General features: G+C 72.7%; 16 protein-coding genes. 11 read left to right on the top strand and 5 right to left on the bottom strand.

The window, feature by feature from the left end; all coding sequences use genetic code 11:
* Positions 1-12 precede the first annotated feature (12 nt).
* The 3 genes from AC3WSN_RS07275 (at position 13) to AC3WSN_RS07265 (ending at position 3,003) form a co-directional block, all read left to right on the top strand.
* On the top strand, positions 13-969 hold the full coding sequence (locus AC3WSN_RS07275; protein WP_492536950.1) for a glycosyltransferase family protein: 957 nt from the start codon (positions 13-15) through the stop codon (positions 967-969).
* The gene (locus AC3WSN_RS07270; protein WP_492536948.1) at positions 966-1,946 is read left to right on the top strand and encodes a glycosyltransferase family 2 protein; all 981 of its coding nucleotides are present in this window, start codon (positions 966-968) and stop codon (positions 1,944-1,946) included. Before AC3WSN_RS07275 ends, AC3WSN_RS07270 begins: the two co-directional genes overlap by 4 nt.
* Positions 1,947-2,103: 157 nt before the next feature.
* Positions 2,104-3,003: a DUF2142 domain-containing protein gene (locus tag AC3WSN_RS07265; RefSeq protein ID WP_192709536.1), complete on the top strand. Its 900-nt coding sequence runs from the start codon at positions 2,104-2,106 to the stop codon at positions 3,001-3,003.
* 7 nt (positions 3,004-3,010) lie between these two features.
* On the opposite strand, the gene rutD is transcribed toward AC3WSN_RS07265, so the two are convergent.
* The 4 genes from rutD to rutA are packed head-to-tail and all read right to left on the bottom strand — an operon-like array spanning position 3,011 to position 6,060.
* On the bottom strand, positions 3,011-3,802 hold the full coding sequence (rutD, locus tag AC3WSN_RS07260; RefSeq protein ID WP_492536946.1) for a pyrimidine utilization protein D: 792 nt from the start codon (positions 3,800-3,802) through the stop codon (positions 3,011-3,013).
* On the bottom strand, positions 3,799-4,185 hold the full coding sequence (gene rutC, locus AC3WSN_RS07255) for a pyrimidine utilization protein C (protein ID WP_192709534.1): 387 nt from the start codon (positions 4,183-4,185) through the stop codon (positions 3,799-3,801). Before rutC ends, rutD begins: the two co-directional genes overlap by 4 nt.
* Positions 4,186-4,228: 43 nt before the next feature.
* Complete coding sequence (gene rutB, locus AC3WSN_RS07250) at positions 4,229-4,966, bottom strand: pyrimidine utilization protein B (protein ID WP_192709533.1); 738 nt, start codon at positions 4,964-4,966, stop codon at positions 4,229-4,231.
* Positions 4,966-6,060, bottom strand: a complete 1,095-nt coding sequence (rutA, locus tag AC3WSN_RS07245; RefSeq protein ID WP_492543035.1) for a pyrimidine utilization protein A — start codon at positions 6,058-6,060, stop codon at positions 4,966-4,968. Before rutA ends, rutB begins: the two co-directional genes overlap by 1 nt.
* A 364-nt stretch (positions 6,061-6,424) precedes the next feature.
* Here rutA and AC3WSN_RS07240 point away from each other — a divergent pair, with 364 nt between their 5' ends.
* A complete protein-coding gene (locus AC3WSN_RS07240; RefSeq protein WP_192709532.1) occupies positions 6,425-6,835 on the top strand; it encodes a DUF4864 domain-containing protein in 411 nt (136 codons plus the stop codon).
* 33 nt (positions 6,836-6,868) lie between these two features.
* On the opposite strand, the gene AC3WSN_RS07235 is transcribed toward AC3WSN_RS07240, so the two are convergent.
* Positions 6,869-7,243: a hypothetical protein gene (locus AC3WSN_RS07235; protein WP_492536943.1), complete on the bottom strand. Its 375-nt coding sequence runs from the start codon at positions 7,241-7,243 to the stop codon at positions 6,869-6,871.
* A 214-nt stretch (positions 7,244-7,457) separates the two neighbouring features.
* Here AC3WSN_RS07235 and thrC point away from each other — a divergent pair, with 214 nt between their 5' ends.
* From thrC to AC3WSN_RS07200, 7 genes are all read left to right on the top strand, one after another.
* Positions 7,458-8,870: a threonine synthase gene (gene thrC, locus AC3WSN_RS07230; protein ID WP_192709531.1), complete on the top strand. Its 1,413-nt coding sequence runs from the start codon at positions 7,458-7,460 to the stop codon at positions 8,868-8,870.
* Positions 8,871-8,877: 7 nt separating this feature from the next.
* Positions 8,878-10,173, top strand: coding sequence for a M16 family metallopeptidase (locus tag AC3WSN_RS07225; protein WP_492536941.1), 1,296 nt, complete (start codon positions 8,878-8,880; stop codon positions 10,171-10,173).
* 224 nt (positions 10,174-10,397) lie between these two features.
* The gene (locus AC3WSN_RS07220; RefSeq protein WP_373622892.1) at positions 10,398-13,274 is read left to right on the top strand and encodes an EAL domain-containing protein; all 2,877 of its coding nucleotides are present in this window, start codon (positions 10,398-10,400) and stop codon (positions 13,272-13,274) included.
* A gap of 67 nt (positions 13,275-13,341) precedes the next feature.
* A complete protein-coding gene (locus AC3WSN_RS07215) occupies positions 13,342-13,755 on the top strand; it encodes a globin family protein (RefSeq protein WP_192709528.1) in 414 nt (137 codons plus the stop codon).
* 91 nt (positions 13,756-13,846) lie between these two features.
* On the top strand, positions 13,847-14,224 hold the full coding sequence (locus AC3WSN_RS07210) for a hypothetical protein (protein WP_192709428.1): 378 nt from the start codon (positions 13,847-13,849) through the stop codon (positions 14,222-14,224).
* 29 nt (positions 14,225-14,253) lie between these two features.
* A complete protein-coding gene (locus tag AC3WSN_RS07205) occupies positions 14,254-15,177 on the top strand; it encodes a ferredoxin reductase domain-containing protein (protein WP_492536939.1) in 924 nt (307 codons plus the stop codon).
* A gap of 114 nt (positions 15,178-15,291) precedes the next feature.
* The gene (locus tag AC3WSN_RS07200) at positions 15,292-16,347 is read left to right on the top strand and encodes an SGNH/GDSL hydrolase family protein (protein WP_492536937.1); all 1,056 of its coding nucleotides are present in this window, start codon (positions 15,292-15,294) and stop codon (positions 16,345-16,347) included.
* Positions 16,348-16,352 lie beyond the last annotated feature (5 nt).

The raw sequence follows: 16,352 nt of genomic DNA, 5'->3' as shown, positions 1-16,352 counted from the left end.
GGGAGAGCACCGGTGCCTGACCCGCGGCTGAGCCGCCTCGTCCTCGGGATCACCCTGTTCCGGCCGGGGCGGGACCAGGTGGACCGGGCCGTGGCGCAGGCCGCGGCGGGTTTCGCCGCGGTGATCGCCTTCGACAATGGCGGCCTCGCCGTCGCGGATGCGGCACGCCTCGCCCGGGCCGGCGTGACCCTGCTGTCGGAGGGGAGGAACCTCGGCATCGCCGAGGCGCTCAACCGGATCGCCGGGGCCGCCCGCGCGGCGGGGGCCGAGACCCTCCTGCTCCTCGACCAGGACGCCGAGCCGCCCGAACACCTCGCCGCCGCCCTGCTGGCCGCCCGCGACCGGCTGCGCGGCGCCGGGATCCCCGTGGCGGTGGTGGGACCGGCCCCCGCGCCCACCGCCGGCCACAAGGCGCCCGCCTACCCGCCGCGCCCGGCTGCGCCGGAGCGCGACGACCTCGCCCCGGTGCAGTTCCTGGCGACCTCGGGCTCGCTTATCGACCTCGACGCCTTCGCCCGGGTCGGGCCGTTCCGGGCCGATTTCTTCATCGACGGGGTCGAGCTCGAATGGTGCTTTCGCGCCTGGGCCTGCGGCTACGGCTGCTACGTCGCCCGCGCCGTCGTGATCCCGCACCGGGTCGGCGGCGGGGTGATCCGTGCCTTCGGGATCGCCAAGCTCGGGATCGTCATGCCGCGCCAGCCCCTGTTCCGCATGGGGACCTACCTGCGCAACGCCGTCTATGCCTGGCGCCTGCCGCACGTGCCGCTGCGCTGGAAGCTCGCCCAGGCCGCCTATCTGCCGCTCCAGGCCGGGCTGTACTGGGCGGATTCCGGCTGGCGGCCCGCCGTGCTGATGCGGCTGCTCGCCGCCGCCCGCGACGGCGCCCTCGGGCGCCTCGGCCCGCCCGAGGATCTGCCCAAGGATCTTGCTGCGGATCTTGCCGAGCTTCTGCCTCAGGACAGACCGTGACCGACCGCCCTGCCCTTCGCCCGGTCCTCGACGTGGTGATCGTCAACTGGAACGGCGGCGCGCTGCTGCGCGTCTGCCTCGCGGGCCTCGCGGCCGTGCGGGACGCCGAGGCGGTGCAGGTCACCGTCGTGGACAATGCCTCGGAGGACGGCTCCACCGAGGACCTGCCCGCCCTGCCCCGCCCGCTCCGGCTGATCCGGAACGACGCCAATCTCGGCTTCGGCCGGGCCTGCGATCAGGGCGCCGCGGCAGGCGATGCCCCCGCGATCCTGTTCCTCAACCCAGACACGCAGGTCGCGCCGGACGCCCTCCGCATCGCCCGGACCGCCCTCATGGCCGATCCGCGGACCGGGATCGTCGGGGCGCGGCTCGTCGATCCGGACGGGCGGACCGCGCGCTCCTGCGCCCGGGCCCCCTCGGTGCCGGGCCTCCTCGGCCGCGCCCTTGCGCTGGACCGGCTGGGCCTCGCGCGGCCGCACTTCCTCCTCGAATGGGACCACGAAGAGGACCGCGCCGTCGACCAAGTGATGGGCGCCTTCCTGATGATCCGCCGCGACCTGTTCCAGGCGCTCGGCGGGTTCGACCCACGCTTCTTCGTCTACTGGGAGGATGTCGACCTCTGCACCCGTACCCGGTCCGCGGGCTTCGCCGTGCGGCACGTGGCCGGGGCGGTCGTGCGCCATGTCGGCCAGGGCACGACCCGGCAGGTGCGGGCGCGGCGGCTGTTCTACTTCCTGCGCAGCCAGATCCTGTATGCCGACAAGCATCACGGCCCGGCCGCGGCCCTCGCGCTGACGGCGGCGAGCTTCGGCGCGCAGGTGCCCCTGCGGCTCGCCCTGGCGCTCGCCCACCGCTCCCCCGCGGAGGCCGCGGAGGTTCTGCGGGCGGCGGCCCTGCTGGCCGCGGCGCTGCCGGATCTCGTAACGGGCCTCCTGTCGGGCCCTCCGGGCGCTTCGCGCGTGCGGAGGGCCAGCTGATCCGGTCCGCCGCGGCCCGGTGGGCCGTGGCGGACGGCTGCGCCGAGCCTGGATCCGCGATGCCGCACGCGACCCCAAGCGCCACTGAAACAGCCGCCGGCCCTCCGACCGGCGGAACTGCCCGGGATGACGGCGCCGCGCCGATGACGGTGCGGCCGTGAATCGGCTCTCGGCCGATGGCGCCCGGTTCTGGGGCCTCGCCTTCCTGGGCCTCGGCCTGCCGGTCTGCGTCGCCCTGGCGCTGACCGGCCCGCCCGGCCCTGCCCCGGACACCGTCGGCCGGCTCGCCCACGTCGCCCTGTTCCTGGGTCTCGGCCTCTCCGCCCTGATGCTGGCCGCCCGGGGGCGCGCGGCGCTGTTCGCGCTGCTCTGCCTGCCTGGCTCGCTCGCGGCCGCGACCGGCCCGGAGGGTGTCGTGATCGCGCTGGCCGCCCTCGCCGCCGCGCTGCTCACGCCCCGGCCTCTGACGGGCCGTGGAAGGCCTGCGCGCCTTGCCGCCGCGACGCTGGCGATCGCCCTGGCGGTGCTGGCCCGGCCGGCCTGCGCGCCGCTCGCCGGGATGCTGCTGGTGCCGTTCCCGCCGACGGGGCGGTTCGGCCGCTTCGGCCGGGATCACCTGGCACCCGCGGTTCTCGCGCTCCTGCCCGCCCTTCTGCCCACCCTCTTCCGGACGTCGCTCGCCGCCGGGGCCGGGGGCGAGGCCGCCCCATCCCCGTCCTGGCCCTCTGCCCTCTACGGCGTCTGGGCTCTGGCCCTGCTGGTGACGCCCCTCGCCCTGCGGCGCGGCCCCCTGGCCCCACTGGCGGAGCGTCTCTGGCTCGTCGGATGCGCGGTGCTGGGTCTGTGGCTGGTGGTGCTGGCGCAGGCGCTCGCCCCCGCCGGACATGCCGACGGACTGCAGGTCGGCGATCTGCTGCCGCTGGGAGCGCTGCTGGTTCCGGCCTTCGCCCGGGGGCGGATCGGCACCGCGGCCTCCCTGCGCTGGCCCGCCCTGCTCCCGGTGCTCGCGGCGGCGGCGAACATCGCGGCGCTGGCCGTCGTGCTTCGGTTGGCGTGAGGGCGGTTCAGGGCCCGTCGAGGAAATCCAGCAGCACCCGGTTGAAGGCATCCGGCCGGGTGACGCTGTGGGCGTGACCGCCCTCGGGGGCGAGGTCGAGGCGGGCGTTGGGCAAAGCCGCCGCGAGGCGCTCGGAGCGCGTGTAGGGCACCAGCACGTCGTCCCGGGCGGCCATCACCAGGGTCTCGTGCGGGATCTCTCCCAGGCGGTCGGCGATCGCGAAGCGCTCCAGGGCGCCGATGCGCGTGAGAACGGTCTCCGGCCCGGGGAAATGCGCTAGCGCGTGCGCCTCGTCGGCCGCGACCCGCTCGGCCTCGGCCGACAACCAGGGGGCCGGGTACAGGAAGATCGCCTGCGCCCGCACGAAGGCCTCCGGGCCGCCCCCGGCCAGGATCGCCCGGCGGGCCGAGAAGCAGCGGCGGGTGGCCGGGTCCATGGCGTCCCAGCCGTTGATCACCACGATCCGCCCGACCCGTTCGGGCGCGGCGAGCGCCATCTGCAGGGCGATCAGGCCGCCCAGCGCGTGGCCGACCACGTCGGCCCGGTCGAGGCCGGCGGCGTCCAGCACCGCGAGCGCGTCCCGCGCCATGGCCGGGATGTCGTGGTCCGGCCCGAGCCGGTCGGGCGAGCGACCGGTGCCGCGGTGGTCGTAGGTGACGACCCGGAACCGCCCGGTCAGGGCCGCCATCTGCGGCGCGAAGTAGCCCGCCGCGCCGCCGAGCCCCGGCGAGAGCAGGACCGGCCGCCCGTCCGCCGGGCCCGCCACCGCGTGATGGAGCGGGGCCGTCCCGGGACTCATCGGCCGAGATGCGCCACGGAGGCGATCTCCACCAGGGCGTCCGGCTTCACGAGACCGCACTGGATGCAGTAGCGCGCCGGCTTGTCGCCCGGAAAATACGCCGCGTAGACGGCGTTGATCGCCGCGTAATCGGCCCAGTCCTTCAGGAAGACGTGGTTGAAGGTGACGTCGTCCATCGTGCCGCCCGCGGCCTCGACCACGCCCTTGATGGTCTCCAGCACGTGCCGGGCCTGGGCCGCCGCGTCGCCGACATGGACCACGTTGGCGTCCGCATCCAGCGGCAGCGTTCCCGAGACGTACAGGATCCCGTCGGCCAGCGTGCCCGGCACGTAGGGGGCCAGCGGCTTCCCGGTTCCCGGCGGTATCACGACCTGCTTGGGCATGTTTTTTCGGACTCTCGCGGTGGGGATGGAGGTGGCGGGGATTCTACCCGGCCGCGGCGCGGGCCTGCGCGTCCAGGGCCGCCTCGAAGGCGGAGACGTCCGAGACCCAGCCGAAGAAGGTCTCGATATTGGCGAGCGCGGAATCCTGCAGGCTCTCCGGCCCGGCCTGACGGGTGGCGTCGGCCAGCACGATGCCGAAATATTCCCGGTGGAACCCGTCCCGCAGGGTCGACTCGACGCAGACGTTGGTGGCGATGCCGGTGAAGACCAGGGTGTTCACCCCCCGGGCGCGCAGGGTGCTGTCGAGGGCGGTGTTGTAGAAGCCGCTGTAGCGCGGCTTGGCCATCACGATGTCGCCGGGCTCCGGCGTCAGGGCGTCAACCAGGGCGTAGTCCCAGGATCCCCTGGCGAGGAGCTGCGCGTTCCGCTCCGGATTCCGGCGCATGGTCTTGAGCGCGTTGGACTTGTGCCAGTTCGGCGAGCCCGGCCCGCCGGCCTCGACGTAATCCGGGTCCCAGCCGTTCTGGAACCACAGGACGCGGATCCCGGCCGCCCGCGCCGCCGCCACCGCCCGGGCGATCCGGGCGATCACCGGCCCGGTGCCCGACACGTCAAACCCCGCGAGGTCGAGGTAGCCGCCCGCGCTCGCGTAGGCGTTCTGCATGTCCACGACGATCAGGACCGTAGCGGCCGGGTCGAGGGCGATCGGCTCGGGGCGGGCCGGCAGGACGACCGCGCCATGCCGGCCGCGGGCATCGCGGAAGCCGGCGGGCGCGGCCATCAGGCGACCTCCGCCAGCGCCGGCGCGGCGACGTGCCGGCGCGCCTGCATCAGCGGCTGGATCCGCGTCCCGAACGCATCGAGACCCTTGAGGAAATCGTCGAACACCAGCAGCACGCCCTCCACCCCGTCGATGGTCATGATCTCGTCGAGCATCGCGGCCACCTGGGCGTAGCTGCCCACCAGGGTGCCCATGTTGAGGTTCACCGCCGAGGTCGGGTCGGCGAGCTGGCGCACGTTGGTGTCGCCGCCCGACTTAGTGTCGGCCGCGCCCTGCACGCCGAGCCACGCGATCGCCTCGGAATCTGCGCCCGCCTTGTAGTGCGCCCAGGTGGCCAGGGCGGCGTCCTCGGTCTCGTCGGCGATGATCATGAACAGGGCGTAGCAGGTCACGCGACGCCCGCTCTGCGCGCAGGCCTCCGCGAGCTTCTCCACGACCGGCGCGAAGGCGGTCGGCGTGTTCAGCCCCTTGCCCAGGCAGAAATTGTAGTCGGCATAGCGCGCCGTGAAGGCCAGCCCGGCGCCGCTCTGGCCGGCGCAGATGATCTTCACCGGCGCCTGCGGCCGCGGGCTCAGGCGGCAATCGTTCATCTGGAAGAACGTGCCCTTGAGGTCGCTGGCCCCGGTCTCCCACAGCTCGCGCAAAACCTGAGTATACTCGGCCAAGTACTCGTAACGCTTGGCGAAATATGCGTCGCCCGGCCACAGGCCCATCTGGTCGTATTCCGGCTTCTGCCAGCCGGTGATGAGGTTCACGCCGAAGCGCCCGTCGGAGATCGAGTCGATCGTCGCGGCCATGCGGGCGACGATCGCGGGCGGCAGGCACAGGGTCGCCGCGGTGGCGAACAGCTTGATCCGGGTGGTGACGGCGGCGAGCCCCGCCATCAGCGTGAAGGATTCGAGATTGTGGTCCCAGAACTCGGTCTTGCCGCCGAAGCCGCGCAGCTTGATCATCGACAGGGCGAAATCGAGCCCGTAGCCCTCGGCCTTCAGGGTGACCGCCTTGTTGAGCGCGAAGCTCGGGCGGTATTGCGGGGCGTTCTCCGACAGGAGCCAGCCGTTGTTGCCGATCGGGATGAACACCCCGACGCTCATGGGGCGGGCGTCTCGGGCAGCGGCGTCGTCCGCGTGGATCTCCGTCATCGTCCTGCGCTCCGCCTGGCCGGTTCCCCTCGGAATCGAGTCGGCCCGCGGAGGCTTGCAAAACCCAGGCAGGGGGTCAAACCCGCGGCACGGATTCGGCGCGAAAATGCCTATCATTCCAGCGGCTTGCACAAACGGAACGCGGGCTGTGCCCAACCGGTGCGCGCGACCGGGCTGCAGAATTGGCCCAGTCGAGACGCGTTTTCGTGCGGTCCCTTTGCCCGGGAGGTCGCAGGCCGATTGTCCTCGCCAGACCGGGGACCATTTCCAGGGCACGATGATAGAATTCGGATCCGTCCAGCCGGAGTGACCGTCGATGCGCGCGTGGCCCGCCCTCCTCCTCCTCGTCCTCGCGGGACCGGCGGCGGCCGATGACGGCGCCCGCGCGGCGGCCCGGGCGGTCATCGCCCGGCAGGAGCAGGCGCTGAGCCGCGACGACGCGCAGACCGCCTACGACCAGGCCGCCCCGGCGATCCGCGCGCTGTTCCCGAACGCCGACCTGTTCATCGGCATGGTCCGGAACCAGTACCGCCCGGTCTACCGCCACCGCAGCTTCGTGTTCGGCGAGGCGCGCGACACGGAAGCGGCGGGCGTGGTCCAGTCGGTGGCGATCCAGGACGAGTACGGCGTCGACTGGACCGCCGAGTACAGCCTCGTCCGGGACGCGGACGGCCAGTGGCGGATCACCGGCTGCCGCCTGATCAAGGCGCCGGGTACGAGCGCCTGAAGGCCCGCCGCCTGCCCGGCGGCGGGCCCAGCCTCACCGGGGCTCTGACTTCAGCGTCGTTAGCTTGTCGAGCATCTGCAGGGTGATGTCGGCGCAGGCCTTCGTCGGGTCGTCATCGGCGCATTTCACGTCGATGCGGGCATCGCCGCGCTCAAGGATGAAATGCGCGCCCTTCGGCGGAGGGGGAGGCGGCGGGCCATTGGGGCCGCGCTGCGGACCTCCGGGTGGCGGGGGCGGCGCGTCGGCATCCGGGCCGCGGCGGGGACCACCCGGGAGAGGCGGCGGGGGCGGTGCGCCGGCCTCGGGGCCGGGCCGCGGACCGCCGGGGGGCGGAGGCGGCGTCTGCGCGAAGGCCACGGTGCCGGACAGCAGCGCCGCGACGCCGGCGAGGGCGATGATTCGGGTCATGTCGGCTCTCCTGAGGCTCGATCCGCCCCGCCGGCTCGGGTGCCGTGGGGCCGGTCAGGCTCTACGGCGCACCCGCGAAACCGGCCCTGAACCGGCCCGTTCAGCCCCGGTTAAAGGCCCGGGCCGCCGCCCGCGCAGACCGGTCGCGCGGCCCGGGCTTTCGACAGGGCCGCCGGCATCGTGTAGAGGGGGCGCCTTCCCCTCGGAGGACCCTGTGCTCCACGTCTCGACTCGCGGCGAGGCCGCGCCGCTCTCGTTCTCGGATGCGCTCCTGGCGGGCCTCGCCCGCGACGGCGGGCTCTACGTGCCGCAGACCTGGCCGCAGATCGGCCGTCCGGAGATCGCCGCCCTAGCGGGCCGGCCCTACGCGGAGGCCGCCAAGCGGGTGCTGCGCCCGCTGATCGACGGCGACATCGCCGGCCCGGACCTCGACCGGATGATCGACGGGGCCTACGCGACGTTCCGCCACCCGGCGGTCTGCCCGCTGACCCAGCTCGACGACAACCTGTTCCTGCTGGAACTCTTCCACGGGCCGACGCTCGCCTTCAAGGACGTGGCGATGCAGCTGCTCGGGCGGCTGATGGACCATGTCCTGACCCAGCGCGGCGCCCGCGCCACGATCGTGGGCGCGACGTCCGGCGATACCGGATCGGCGGCGGTCGAGGCCTTCGGCGGTCTCGACCGGGTCGACGTGTTCATCCTCTACCCGCACGGGCGGGTCTCGGAGGTGCAGCGGCGGCAGATGACCTCGGTCCCGGCGCAGAACGTCCACGCGCTCGCGATCGACGGCACCTTCGACGATTGCCAGAACCTGGTCAAAGCCCTGTTCCAGCACGCCGATTTCGCCGACGCGGTGCGACTCTCGGGCGTCAACTCGATCAACTGGGCCCGAGTCGCGGCGCAGGCGGTCTACTACTTCACCAGCGCGGTGGCGTTGGGCTCCCCTCACCGCCCGGTCTCCTTCGCGGTGCCGACCGGCAATTTCGGCGACGTGCTCGCCGGCTGGGTCGCCAAGCAGATGGGCCTGCCGGTCCAGAGGCTGATGATCGGCACCAACGCCAACGACATCCTGGTGCGCACCCTGGAGCACGGCGCCTACGAGCTGCGCGGCGTGGTGCCCACCACCTCGCCCTCCATGGACATCCAGATCTCGTCGAACTTCGAGCGGCTGCTGTTCGAGGCGCTGGGGCGCGATGCCTCGTCCCTATCGCGGCTGATGGCCGGGCTGAAGCAGTCCGGCGGGTTCTCGCTGAGCCCCGAGGTGCTGGCCACGGTCCGGTCCGAGTTCGACGCCGTGGCGGTGCCGGAATCCGACGTCATGGCGGAGATCGCCCTGACCCAGGCCGCCACCGGCGTGGTGCTCGATCCCCACAGCGCCATCGGCGTGCGGGCCGGGCGGCGGCTGCTGGAGCAGGATCCGGCGACCCCGGTGGTGGCGCTCGCCACCGCGCATCCGGCGAAGTTCCCGGACGCGGTCGCCAAGGCCACGGGCGGCCTGCGCCCGCCCCTCCCGCCGCACCTGGCCGACCTGATGGACCGGCCCGAGCGCCTGACCCGGGTGGCCAACGATCAGGCCGCCGTGGAGGCGCTGATTCGCGAGCGCGCCCGCATCACGAGGGGTGCGTGAGCCCGCGATGAACCAGCACTTCTCCACGCACGCGGCCTCGCCGTCCCTGCGCACGACACAGCTTCCGAACGGCGTGACGGTGGTGACCGAGCCGATGCCGGGCGTGGCCACCGCCAGCCTCGGCGTCTGGGTCGGGGCCGGCTCGCGCAACGAGCGCGCCGACGAGGCGGGCCTGTCCCACCTCATCGAGCACATGGCGTTCAAGGGGACGCGGACGCGCTCGGCGCAGAGGATCGCCGAGGAGATCGAGAATGTCGGCGGCGAGATCAACGCCGCCACCTCTACGGAAGGCACGAGCTACACCGCCCGCGTGCTCGGCGAGGATGCCGGCCTCGCCCTCGACGTGATCGGCGACATCCTCACCGACTCGGTGTTCGACGCGGGCGAGCTTGCCCGGGAGAAGGGCGTCATCCTGCAGGAATACGCCGCCGTCGAGGACACCCCCGACGACGTGGTCTACGACGCCTTCACGGAGGCCGCCTTCCCGGACCAGCCGGTCGGCCGGCCGATCCTGGGACGGCCCGAGACGATCCGGAGCTTCGACGAGGCCGGCATCCGCGCCTATCTCGACCGGGAATACACGCCGGACCGCATCGTCGTGGCCGGGGCCGGCGCCGTGGCCCATGAGGCGATCGTGGCGGCGGCCGAGCGCCATTTCGGCGCTCTCCCCGCCAAGGCCGCGCCTGCGGCGGTGCCGGGAGTCTACGGTGGCGGCGAGCGGCGGATGCCGCGCAAGCTCGAGCAGGCCAACGTGGTGATCGGCCTGCCGGGCCTGTCGTTCCGGGACGAGGGCTACTACGCGCTCCACATGTTCGCGCAGGTTCTGGGCGGCGGCCTGACCTCGCGGCTCTGGCAGGAGGTGCGCGAGACCCGCGGCCTCGCCTACGAGATCCAGGCCTTCCACTGGCCGTTCTCCGATTGCGGCCTGTTCGGCATCGGCGCCGGCACCGCGGGGGCGGACCTGCCCGAACTCGTGGACGTGACGCTCGCCGCCACCGCTCGGGCGGCCCGCGACCTCGACGCCATCGAGATCGCCCGCGCCAAGGCGCAGCTGAAGGTGTCGCTGCTCTCGGCCCTGGAGACGCCGGGCGGGCGGATCGAGCGCAACGCCCGCCAGATCCTGGCCTGGGGCCGGGTGATTCCCGCCGGGGAGGTGATCGACAAGGTCGATGCCGTCACGGTCGAGGACGTCCGCGCCGCGGCGGCCGCGATGCTGCAGGGGACACCGACGCTGGCGGCGATCGGCCCGATCCGCAAGCTGCCCAGCCTCGACAGAATCGCGGGCGCGCTCCGGGTGGCCTGAGACGGCCGCGCCGTCTTCGCTGCCCTCGCGATGACGGAGAGGGCGGCGGAATGGCTGCCTCGCGCCCCACCCAACTTGATTTGGCCGCAAAGGGGCGCGATCCGCGGGCGGTGGACCGGCCCCGGAGCGCGCTTGCCCCGGGTCAGGCCCACGCCTATCGATCGAGGCCGCACGGGCGGCCGACGCCGCTTCTCGTACGGCCGGAAGTCACGATACCCTTGCGCATCCTCGCCCTCCTCCTGACCCTGGTCGGCGGCCTCGTCGGTACCCTCGCGCTGGGTGGGCCGGCCCGGGCCGTAGAGGCGGTGCGCGTCACCCTCGACGCGCCGGTGATCGATCTGACCACCGCGATCGAGCGCTACCGCTCAGACGGCGACCTGATCCAGATCTCCACGGCGCCCGGCAAGGACGGCATCGTCCGCCGCATCGTCGTCAAGGCGCGCGACGCCGGCGCCCGGCCCGACTGGATCGTGTTCGCGCTTACCAACGACACCGACGAGCAGATCGACCGCATCCTGGTCGCGCCGCATTTCCGGCTGGTCGATTCCGGGGTGATCTGGCCCGATCTCGGCGGCTCGCGCATCGCCGCCATCACGGCGAGCCAGGGCATCCGCCCGGAACGCGACGAGAACCCGGAAGCCGACCAGTTCACCATCACGCTCGATCCCGGCACGACCGTCACCTACGTCGCCGAGCTGCGCGGCTCCAACGTCCCCCAGCTCCATCTCTGGGACCAGGACGCCTACCGGCGGAAGGCCGCCGGCCTGACCCTCTACAAGGGCATCATCATCGGCATCAGCGGCCTGCTGGCGCTGTTCCTGACCATCGTGTTCGTGGTCAAGGGCGCGATCATCTTCCCCGCCGCCGCGGCGCTGGCATGGTCGGTGCTCGCCTATGCCTGCATCGATTTCGGCTTCCTGCAGCGGGTCTTTCCGGTCACGGAACTGGCCGAGCGGGTCTACCGCGCCTCCGCCGAGGCGGTGCTCGGGGCGACGCTGCTGGTCTTCCTGTTCGCCTATCTCAACCTCGCCCGCTGGCACGTGCGCTACAGCCACGTGGCGTTCTTCTGGCTTGCCTTCCTGGCGGGCCTCGTGGGGCTTGCGGTGTTCGACCCGCCGGTGGCGGCGGGCGTGGCGCGGATCTCCATCGCGGCCGTGGCCGGCATCGGGCTGCTGCTGATCCTCTACCTCGCCGCCCATAACGGCTACGACCGCGCAATCCTGCTGGTGCCGACCTGGCTGCTCCTTGTCGTCTGGGTGACGGCGGCGGGCTTCGCGGTCACCGGCCAGATCGGCAGCGACCTCGTGCAGCCGGCGCTGATCGGCGGCCTCGTGCTGATCGTGATGCTGATCGGCTTCACGGTGCTCCAGCACGCCTTCGCGGGGGGCGGCCTCAGCCACGCCCTGGTCTCCGACACGGAGCGGCGGGCGCTGGCGCTCACCGGCGCGGGCGACGTGGTGTTCGATTGGGACGTGCCGGCCGACCGGGTCTTCGTCGGTCCGGAGATCGAGGGCCAGCTCGGCCTCGCCCGCGGGACCCTGGAGGGGCCGGCGACCAACTGGCTCGGGGCGCTGCACCCGTTCGACGTGGAGCGCTACTCGGCGGCCCTCGACACGGTGATCGAGGAGCGGCGCGGCCGCATCGTCCACGATTTCCGCCTGCGCTCGGCCGCCGGCACCTTCTTCTGGTACCGGCTGAAGGCGCGGCCGGTGATCGGCGCCGACGGCGAGGTGATCCGGGTGGTCGGCACCATCGCGGACGTCACCGAGATCAAGACCGCGGAGGAGCGCCTGCTCCACGACGCCGTCCACGACAGCCTCACCGGCCTGCCCAACCGGGAATTGTTCGGCGATCGCCTCGACGCGGCGCTCGCCTTCGCTGGCCAGGACCCGCGCCTCAAGCCCACCGTGATCGCGCTCGATGTCGACCGGTTCAAGGGCATCAACGACGCGATCGGCCTGTCGGCGGGTGATTCGATCCTGCTGACCCTCTCGCGCCGGCTCGGCCGCCTGCTGCGGCCGCAGGATACCCTCGCCCGGGTCGCCGGCGACGAGTTCGCCGTGATCCTGCTCTCCGAGCGCGACCCCGATCGGATCCTGGCCTTCGCCGAGATGATCCGCCGGGCGATCGCGACCCCGATCACCTACGCGGACCGGGAGATCTTCCTCACCGTCTCGATCGGCCTCGCCCTCCACGAGGCGGGAGCCAACCTCAAGCGCGACGAGGTGTTCAAGAGCGCCGAGATCGCCATGATCCAGGCCAAGCGCAACGGCGGCGACCGGATCGAGGTGTTCCGGGCCCATATGCGCACCGATCGCTCGGACCGGATGATGCTGGAGAGCGACCTGCGCAAGGCGATCGAGCGCAACGAGATGCGCGTCCTGTTCCTGCCGGTGGTGCGGCTCGAGGACCGCACCGTGGCGGGCTTCGAGACGGTGCTGCGCTGGGACCACCCGAAGCTCGGGCGCATCCCCGCCTCGACCTTCCTGCCGCTCGCCGAGGAGAGCGGCTTCATCGTCAATCTCGGCATCTTCGCCCTGGAGCGCACCGCCCTCGAACTCGCGGCGTGGCAGCGCTCCCTGGAGGTCGAGCCGCCGATCTTCGCGGCCTGCAACCTGTCCTCGCGCCAGCTCCTGCGCCACGACCTCCTGCACGACGTGAAGACCGTGCTGGCCCGTTCCGGGGCCCTGCCCGGCTCGCTCAAGCTGGAATTCAGCGAGAGCCTCGTGATGGAGAACCCGGAATACGCCGCCCAGATGCTGGCGCGGATCCACGACCTCGGCGCCGGCCTGTGCCTGTCGGATTTCGGCACCGGCTACTCGGCGCTCTCCTATCTCCAGCGCTTCCCGTTCGACACGATCAAGGTCGACGCGACCTTCGTGCGCCAGATCGGCACCGGCCAGACCGCGATCCTGCGCTCGATCGTCCGCATGGCGAGCGAGTTGAACCTCGCCATCGTGGCGGAAGGCTGCGAATCGGAAGCCGACGCCCAGGCGCTGGCCGGGCTCGGCTGCGAATACGCGCTGGGTCCCGCCTTCGGCGAGCCCATGACCCTGCTGCAGGCCCGGCAGATCGTCGGAGCGGCCCCGGAAGCGGCCTGAGGTCCGTTCCGGACCGGGGAATCAGGTATACTGCCGACCAAAGATCAACCCGGCGGCAGGGGATGCGATGACGCCCGAACAGATCAAGCGCGTGCAGGACAGCTTCGCGAAGGTGCGGCCGATCGCCGGAACGGCGGCCGACCTGTTCTACGGGCGCCTGTTCGAGATCGCCCCGCAGGTCCGCGCGCTCTTCCCCGAGGACATGGCCGAGCAGAAGCAGAAGCTGATGGCCATGCTGGGACTGGCGGTGGCCAATCTCGCCCATCCGGAGACCGTGGTTCCTGCGCTCCAGGACCTCGGACGCAAGCACGTGGCCTACGGCACGCAGGCCGCCCATTACGAGCCGGTGGGCGCCGCCCTGCTGTGGACCCTGGAGCAGGGCCTGGGCCCGGATTTCACCCCGGAGGTGCGGGAGGCCTGGACCGAGACCTACACGCTCGTCGCCCGGGTGATGCAGCAGGCGGCGGCGGAAGCGGCGTGACACGCGATCGGTTTAAGCCCCCCTTAACCATGTCCGATCAAGCTCCTGTTGACGGATGGGCCTTTCAGCGCCCGCGCAGGGGATGGGTCGGATGGCCGAGGCGGCACGGCGTTATCAGCAGGCAGGCAGCTCTGACCTCGTGCGCCGCCTGATGGCCCGGCCGGTGCGGCTGGAGCAGCAGGCCCGGACCCGGCTGCCCCTGCCCGGCCGCGGGGCGCGCCCCTCCGACGAGTCCGTCGAGGATTATGCCGACGACCTCTCGGTCGACGCCGACGAGGCTGACGAGATCGCCCGGCTCGAGACCGAGCTGCAGGTGATGAAGGCCGTGCTCCGCGCTCAGCGGCAAGAGGTCGAGGCGCTGCGGGCTCAGCGCCAGCTCCTTACGGATTCCGCCCCGACCGACGACGTCCGCGCGACCCGGGAGCGCTGGGCGGCCCTCGTCGACACGCTCCTGATCCGCGCCCGCTGATCCGTCACCAGGGCATGCGGGGGAGAGCCATGGGGGCGCGCTGCTCGCTCGTCGTCAACGGCCGGTCGGTGCGCGTCTCGACCGGCGATACGCCGCTGGAGGCGGCGCTCGCCGAGGGCATGATCGCGCCGCTCCCGTCGCTGCACGGCACGCTGCTCGCCGGCCAGGGGGCCGTGGCGCCCTCCGGCCGCCGCCCGCCCGCCCGCCGCGCCCGTGCCGAGGCCCTGCGGCCTGCCCTGCCCGGCGCCCCAATCCCGGGCCAGGAGGAGGCCGCGGCGGCGCCCGTCACCCTCCGCAAGGGCACGGTCACCGAGATCCGCCGGCTCAGCCCCGGCATCGTCGAGGTCGTGACGACCCTGACCAAGCGCCTGACCGGCGAGCCCGGCCACCAGACCCTCGTGACCTTCGCGGGCATGCCCGCCATGACCCTGTCCCCGACCCTGCGGGTCGACGGTGCGGCCGAGATCAACGAGGCAGTGTTCCACATCCCCCGCGACCCCGAGGGCGACCCGGTCGACGCGATCCGGCTCGACCAGCCCGTACGGCTGAAGGGTCCCGTGGGCCGGGGCCAGTACCGCCCCGGGGGCGGACGCCTCGTGCTGGTGGCGGCCGGCGCCGGCTTCGGCCCGATCTGGGCGATTGCCCGGGCGGCCCGCTACGTCGAGCCCGCCCGCGAGGTGGCGCTGGCGGTCGGCGCCCGCGACGCCCTCGACCTCTACATGCGCGAGAGCCTGGACTGGCTGCGCCGCACCGGCGTCGCCCGGATCGTGCTCTGCGCCGATCGCGGGCGCCAGCGGCCGCCGGACGTGCGCTCCGGCCCGCTCACCGCCCACCTGCCGAGCCTGCGCGCCACCGACGTCGTCCACGTGGCCGGCGACGTCTCGACGGTGGGCGCCGTGCAGGTGCTCGCCGCCACGGTGGGAGCGCGCTGCTACCCGATCGTGCTTGACTGACGGTCACGACGGCGCACGGCCCGCGGGGGATTCCGCCTCGACGCGGGCGGGATCGGCTGATACCCGCGCCCGGACATCCACCCTGACCGTGAGCCGAGCGGATTTCGCGTCCCGATGTTCCGCGTCCTCTGCCTCGGCTACAGCGTCACCGAACTGCCTGGCTATGTCGAGCGGGCCAATGCCCACGCGGAGGCCGAGGGCCGGCCGGTCACGTTCCTGCGGTGCGGATGGGGCGGCCACTCGCTGCCCACCCTCGCCTGCCTGATCGACGAGATCCTGGACGCGACGCCCTGCGATCACGTCCTCCTGGAACTGTTCACCGGCAACGTCCGCTACTTCGACGGCGCGACGATGCGGGCCTATCTCGACGACATCCTCGCGGCGACCGCCCGGCGCGGCCTGCCGGTCGCCTTCCTCAACCTCCACCAGGGCGGCGTCGATTACCGGGCCGAGCCCGTCGCCGGCCTGCTCGCGGAGTACCGCACCCTCTACGGGATCCCGTCTCTCGACATCGCCGCCCCGGTGGCGGCGGCGGGGGCGGGGGACATCACCTATCTCCTGAAGGACGGCACCCACGTCACGCCGGCCGGGGCCGAGCTCTACGGCACCCTGGTCTACAGCTTCCTGCGCGCACCGCCCCCGGGCCGCGCCTATATCGACCGGTTCCGCCTGCTGCCCGGCCGGTTCGAAGCCCTGCCCCTGCGCACCCTCCCCGGCCTGACCTGCGGGTTCGAATCGCTGCGCAACGGCATCTTGCTGAAGTTCCTGGAGGTTCCGGAGGATGGCCGCGCCGAGATCCCGCTCGGGCGCCCCCGGGACGTGATCGGCCTGCTCGTGACCTACGGGCCGCAGATGGGCACGCTGACGGTCGAGGATCCGGCGACCGGACGGGCGCGCGCGATCCTCGCCTACGACGCGTTCTCCTACTACACGCGCTCGGTCTTCCGCAGCGTCAGGTTCCCGGCGGCCCGGTCCCTCCGGATTGCGCAGTCGGCGGACCTGCCGGACATCCCCCTGCGCAAGGGCGAGCCCGACCGGGGGCCGCGGCTCGGGCGCGTGTCGCACGTGTTCTGCCGGCGCAGGCTCGGGCTCGCCGCGCGCGCCGTGCTCCTGCGCCACCGGCTCCGGCGCGCTCTGCGCCGCGCGGGGCTGCGGCTCAAGGGACGCTGACGGGG

It is taken from the genome of Methylobacterium sp. FW102-HT35C08 (assembly GCF_058790235.1).
The sequence above is the reverse complement of the archived record's forward strand: the minus strand, read 5'-3'. Positions and strand labels throughout refer to the sequence as shown.

Excerpts from the sequence above, each read along its gene's own strand:
- AC3WSN_RS07240 (WP_192709532.1), top strand. The coding sequence starts at position 6,425 with ATGCGCGCGTGGCCCGCCCTCCTCCTCCTCGTCCTCGCGGGACCGGCG.
- AC3WSN_RS07210 (WP_192709428.1), top strand. The coding sequence starts at position 13,847 with ATGGCCGAGGCGGCACGGCGTTATCAGCAGGCAGGCAGCTCTGACCTC.
- rutB (WP_192709533.1), bottom strand. The coding sequence starts at position 4,966 with ATGGCCGCGCCCGCCGGCTTCCGCGATGCCCGCGGCCGGCATGGCGCG.
- rutD (WP_492536946.1), bottom strand. The coding sequence starts at position 3,802 with ATGAGTCCCGGGACGGCCCCGCTCCATCACGCGGTGGCGGGCCCGGCG.
- AC3WSN_RS07235 (WP_492536943.1), bottom strand. The coding sequence starts at position 7,243 with ATGACCCGAATCATCGCCCTCGCCGGCGTCGCGGCGCTGCTGTCCGGC.
- rutA (WP_492543035.1), bottom strand. The coding sequence starts at position 6,060 with ATGAGCGTCGGGGTGTTCATCCCGATCGGCAACAACGGCTGGCTCCTG.
- AC3WSN_RS07205 (WP_492536939.1), top strand. The coding sequence starts at position 14,254 with ATGGGGGCGCGCTGCTCGCTCGTCGTCAACGGCCGGTCGGTGCGCGTC.
- rutC (WP_192709534.1), bottom strand. The coding sequence starts at position 4,185 with ATGCCCAAGCAGGTCGTGATACCGCCGGGAACCGGGAAGCCGCTGGCC.
- AC3WSN_RS07215 (WP_192709528.1), top strand. The coding sequence starts at position 13,342 with ATGACGCCCGAACAGATCAAGCGCGTGCAGGACAGCTTCGCGAAGGTG.
- AC3WSN_RS07225 (WP_492536941.1), top strand. The coding sequence starts at position 8,878 with ATGAACCAGCACTTCTCCACGCACGCGGCCTCGCCGTCCCTGCGCACG.
- AC3WSN_RS07200 (WP_492536937.1), top strand. The coding sequence starts at position 15,292 with ATGTTCCGCGTCCTCTGCCTCGGCTACAGCGTCACCGAACTGCCTGGC.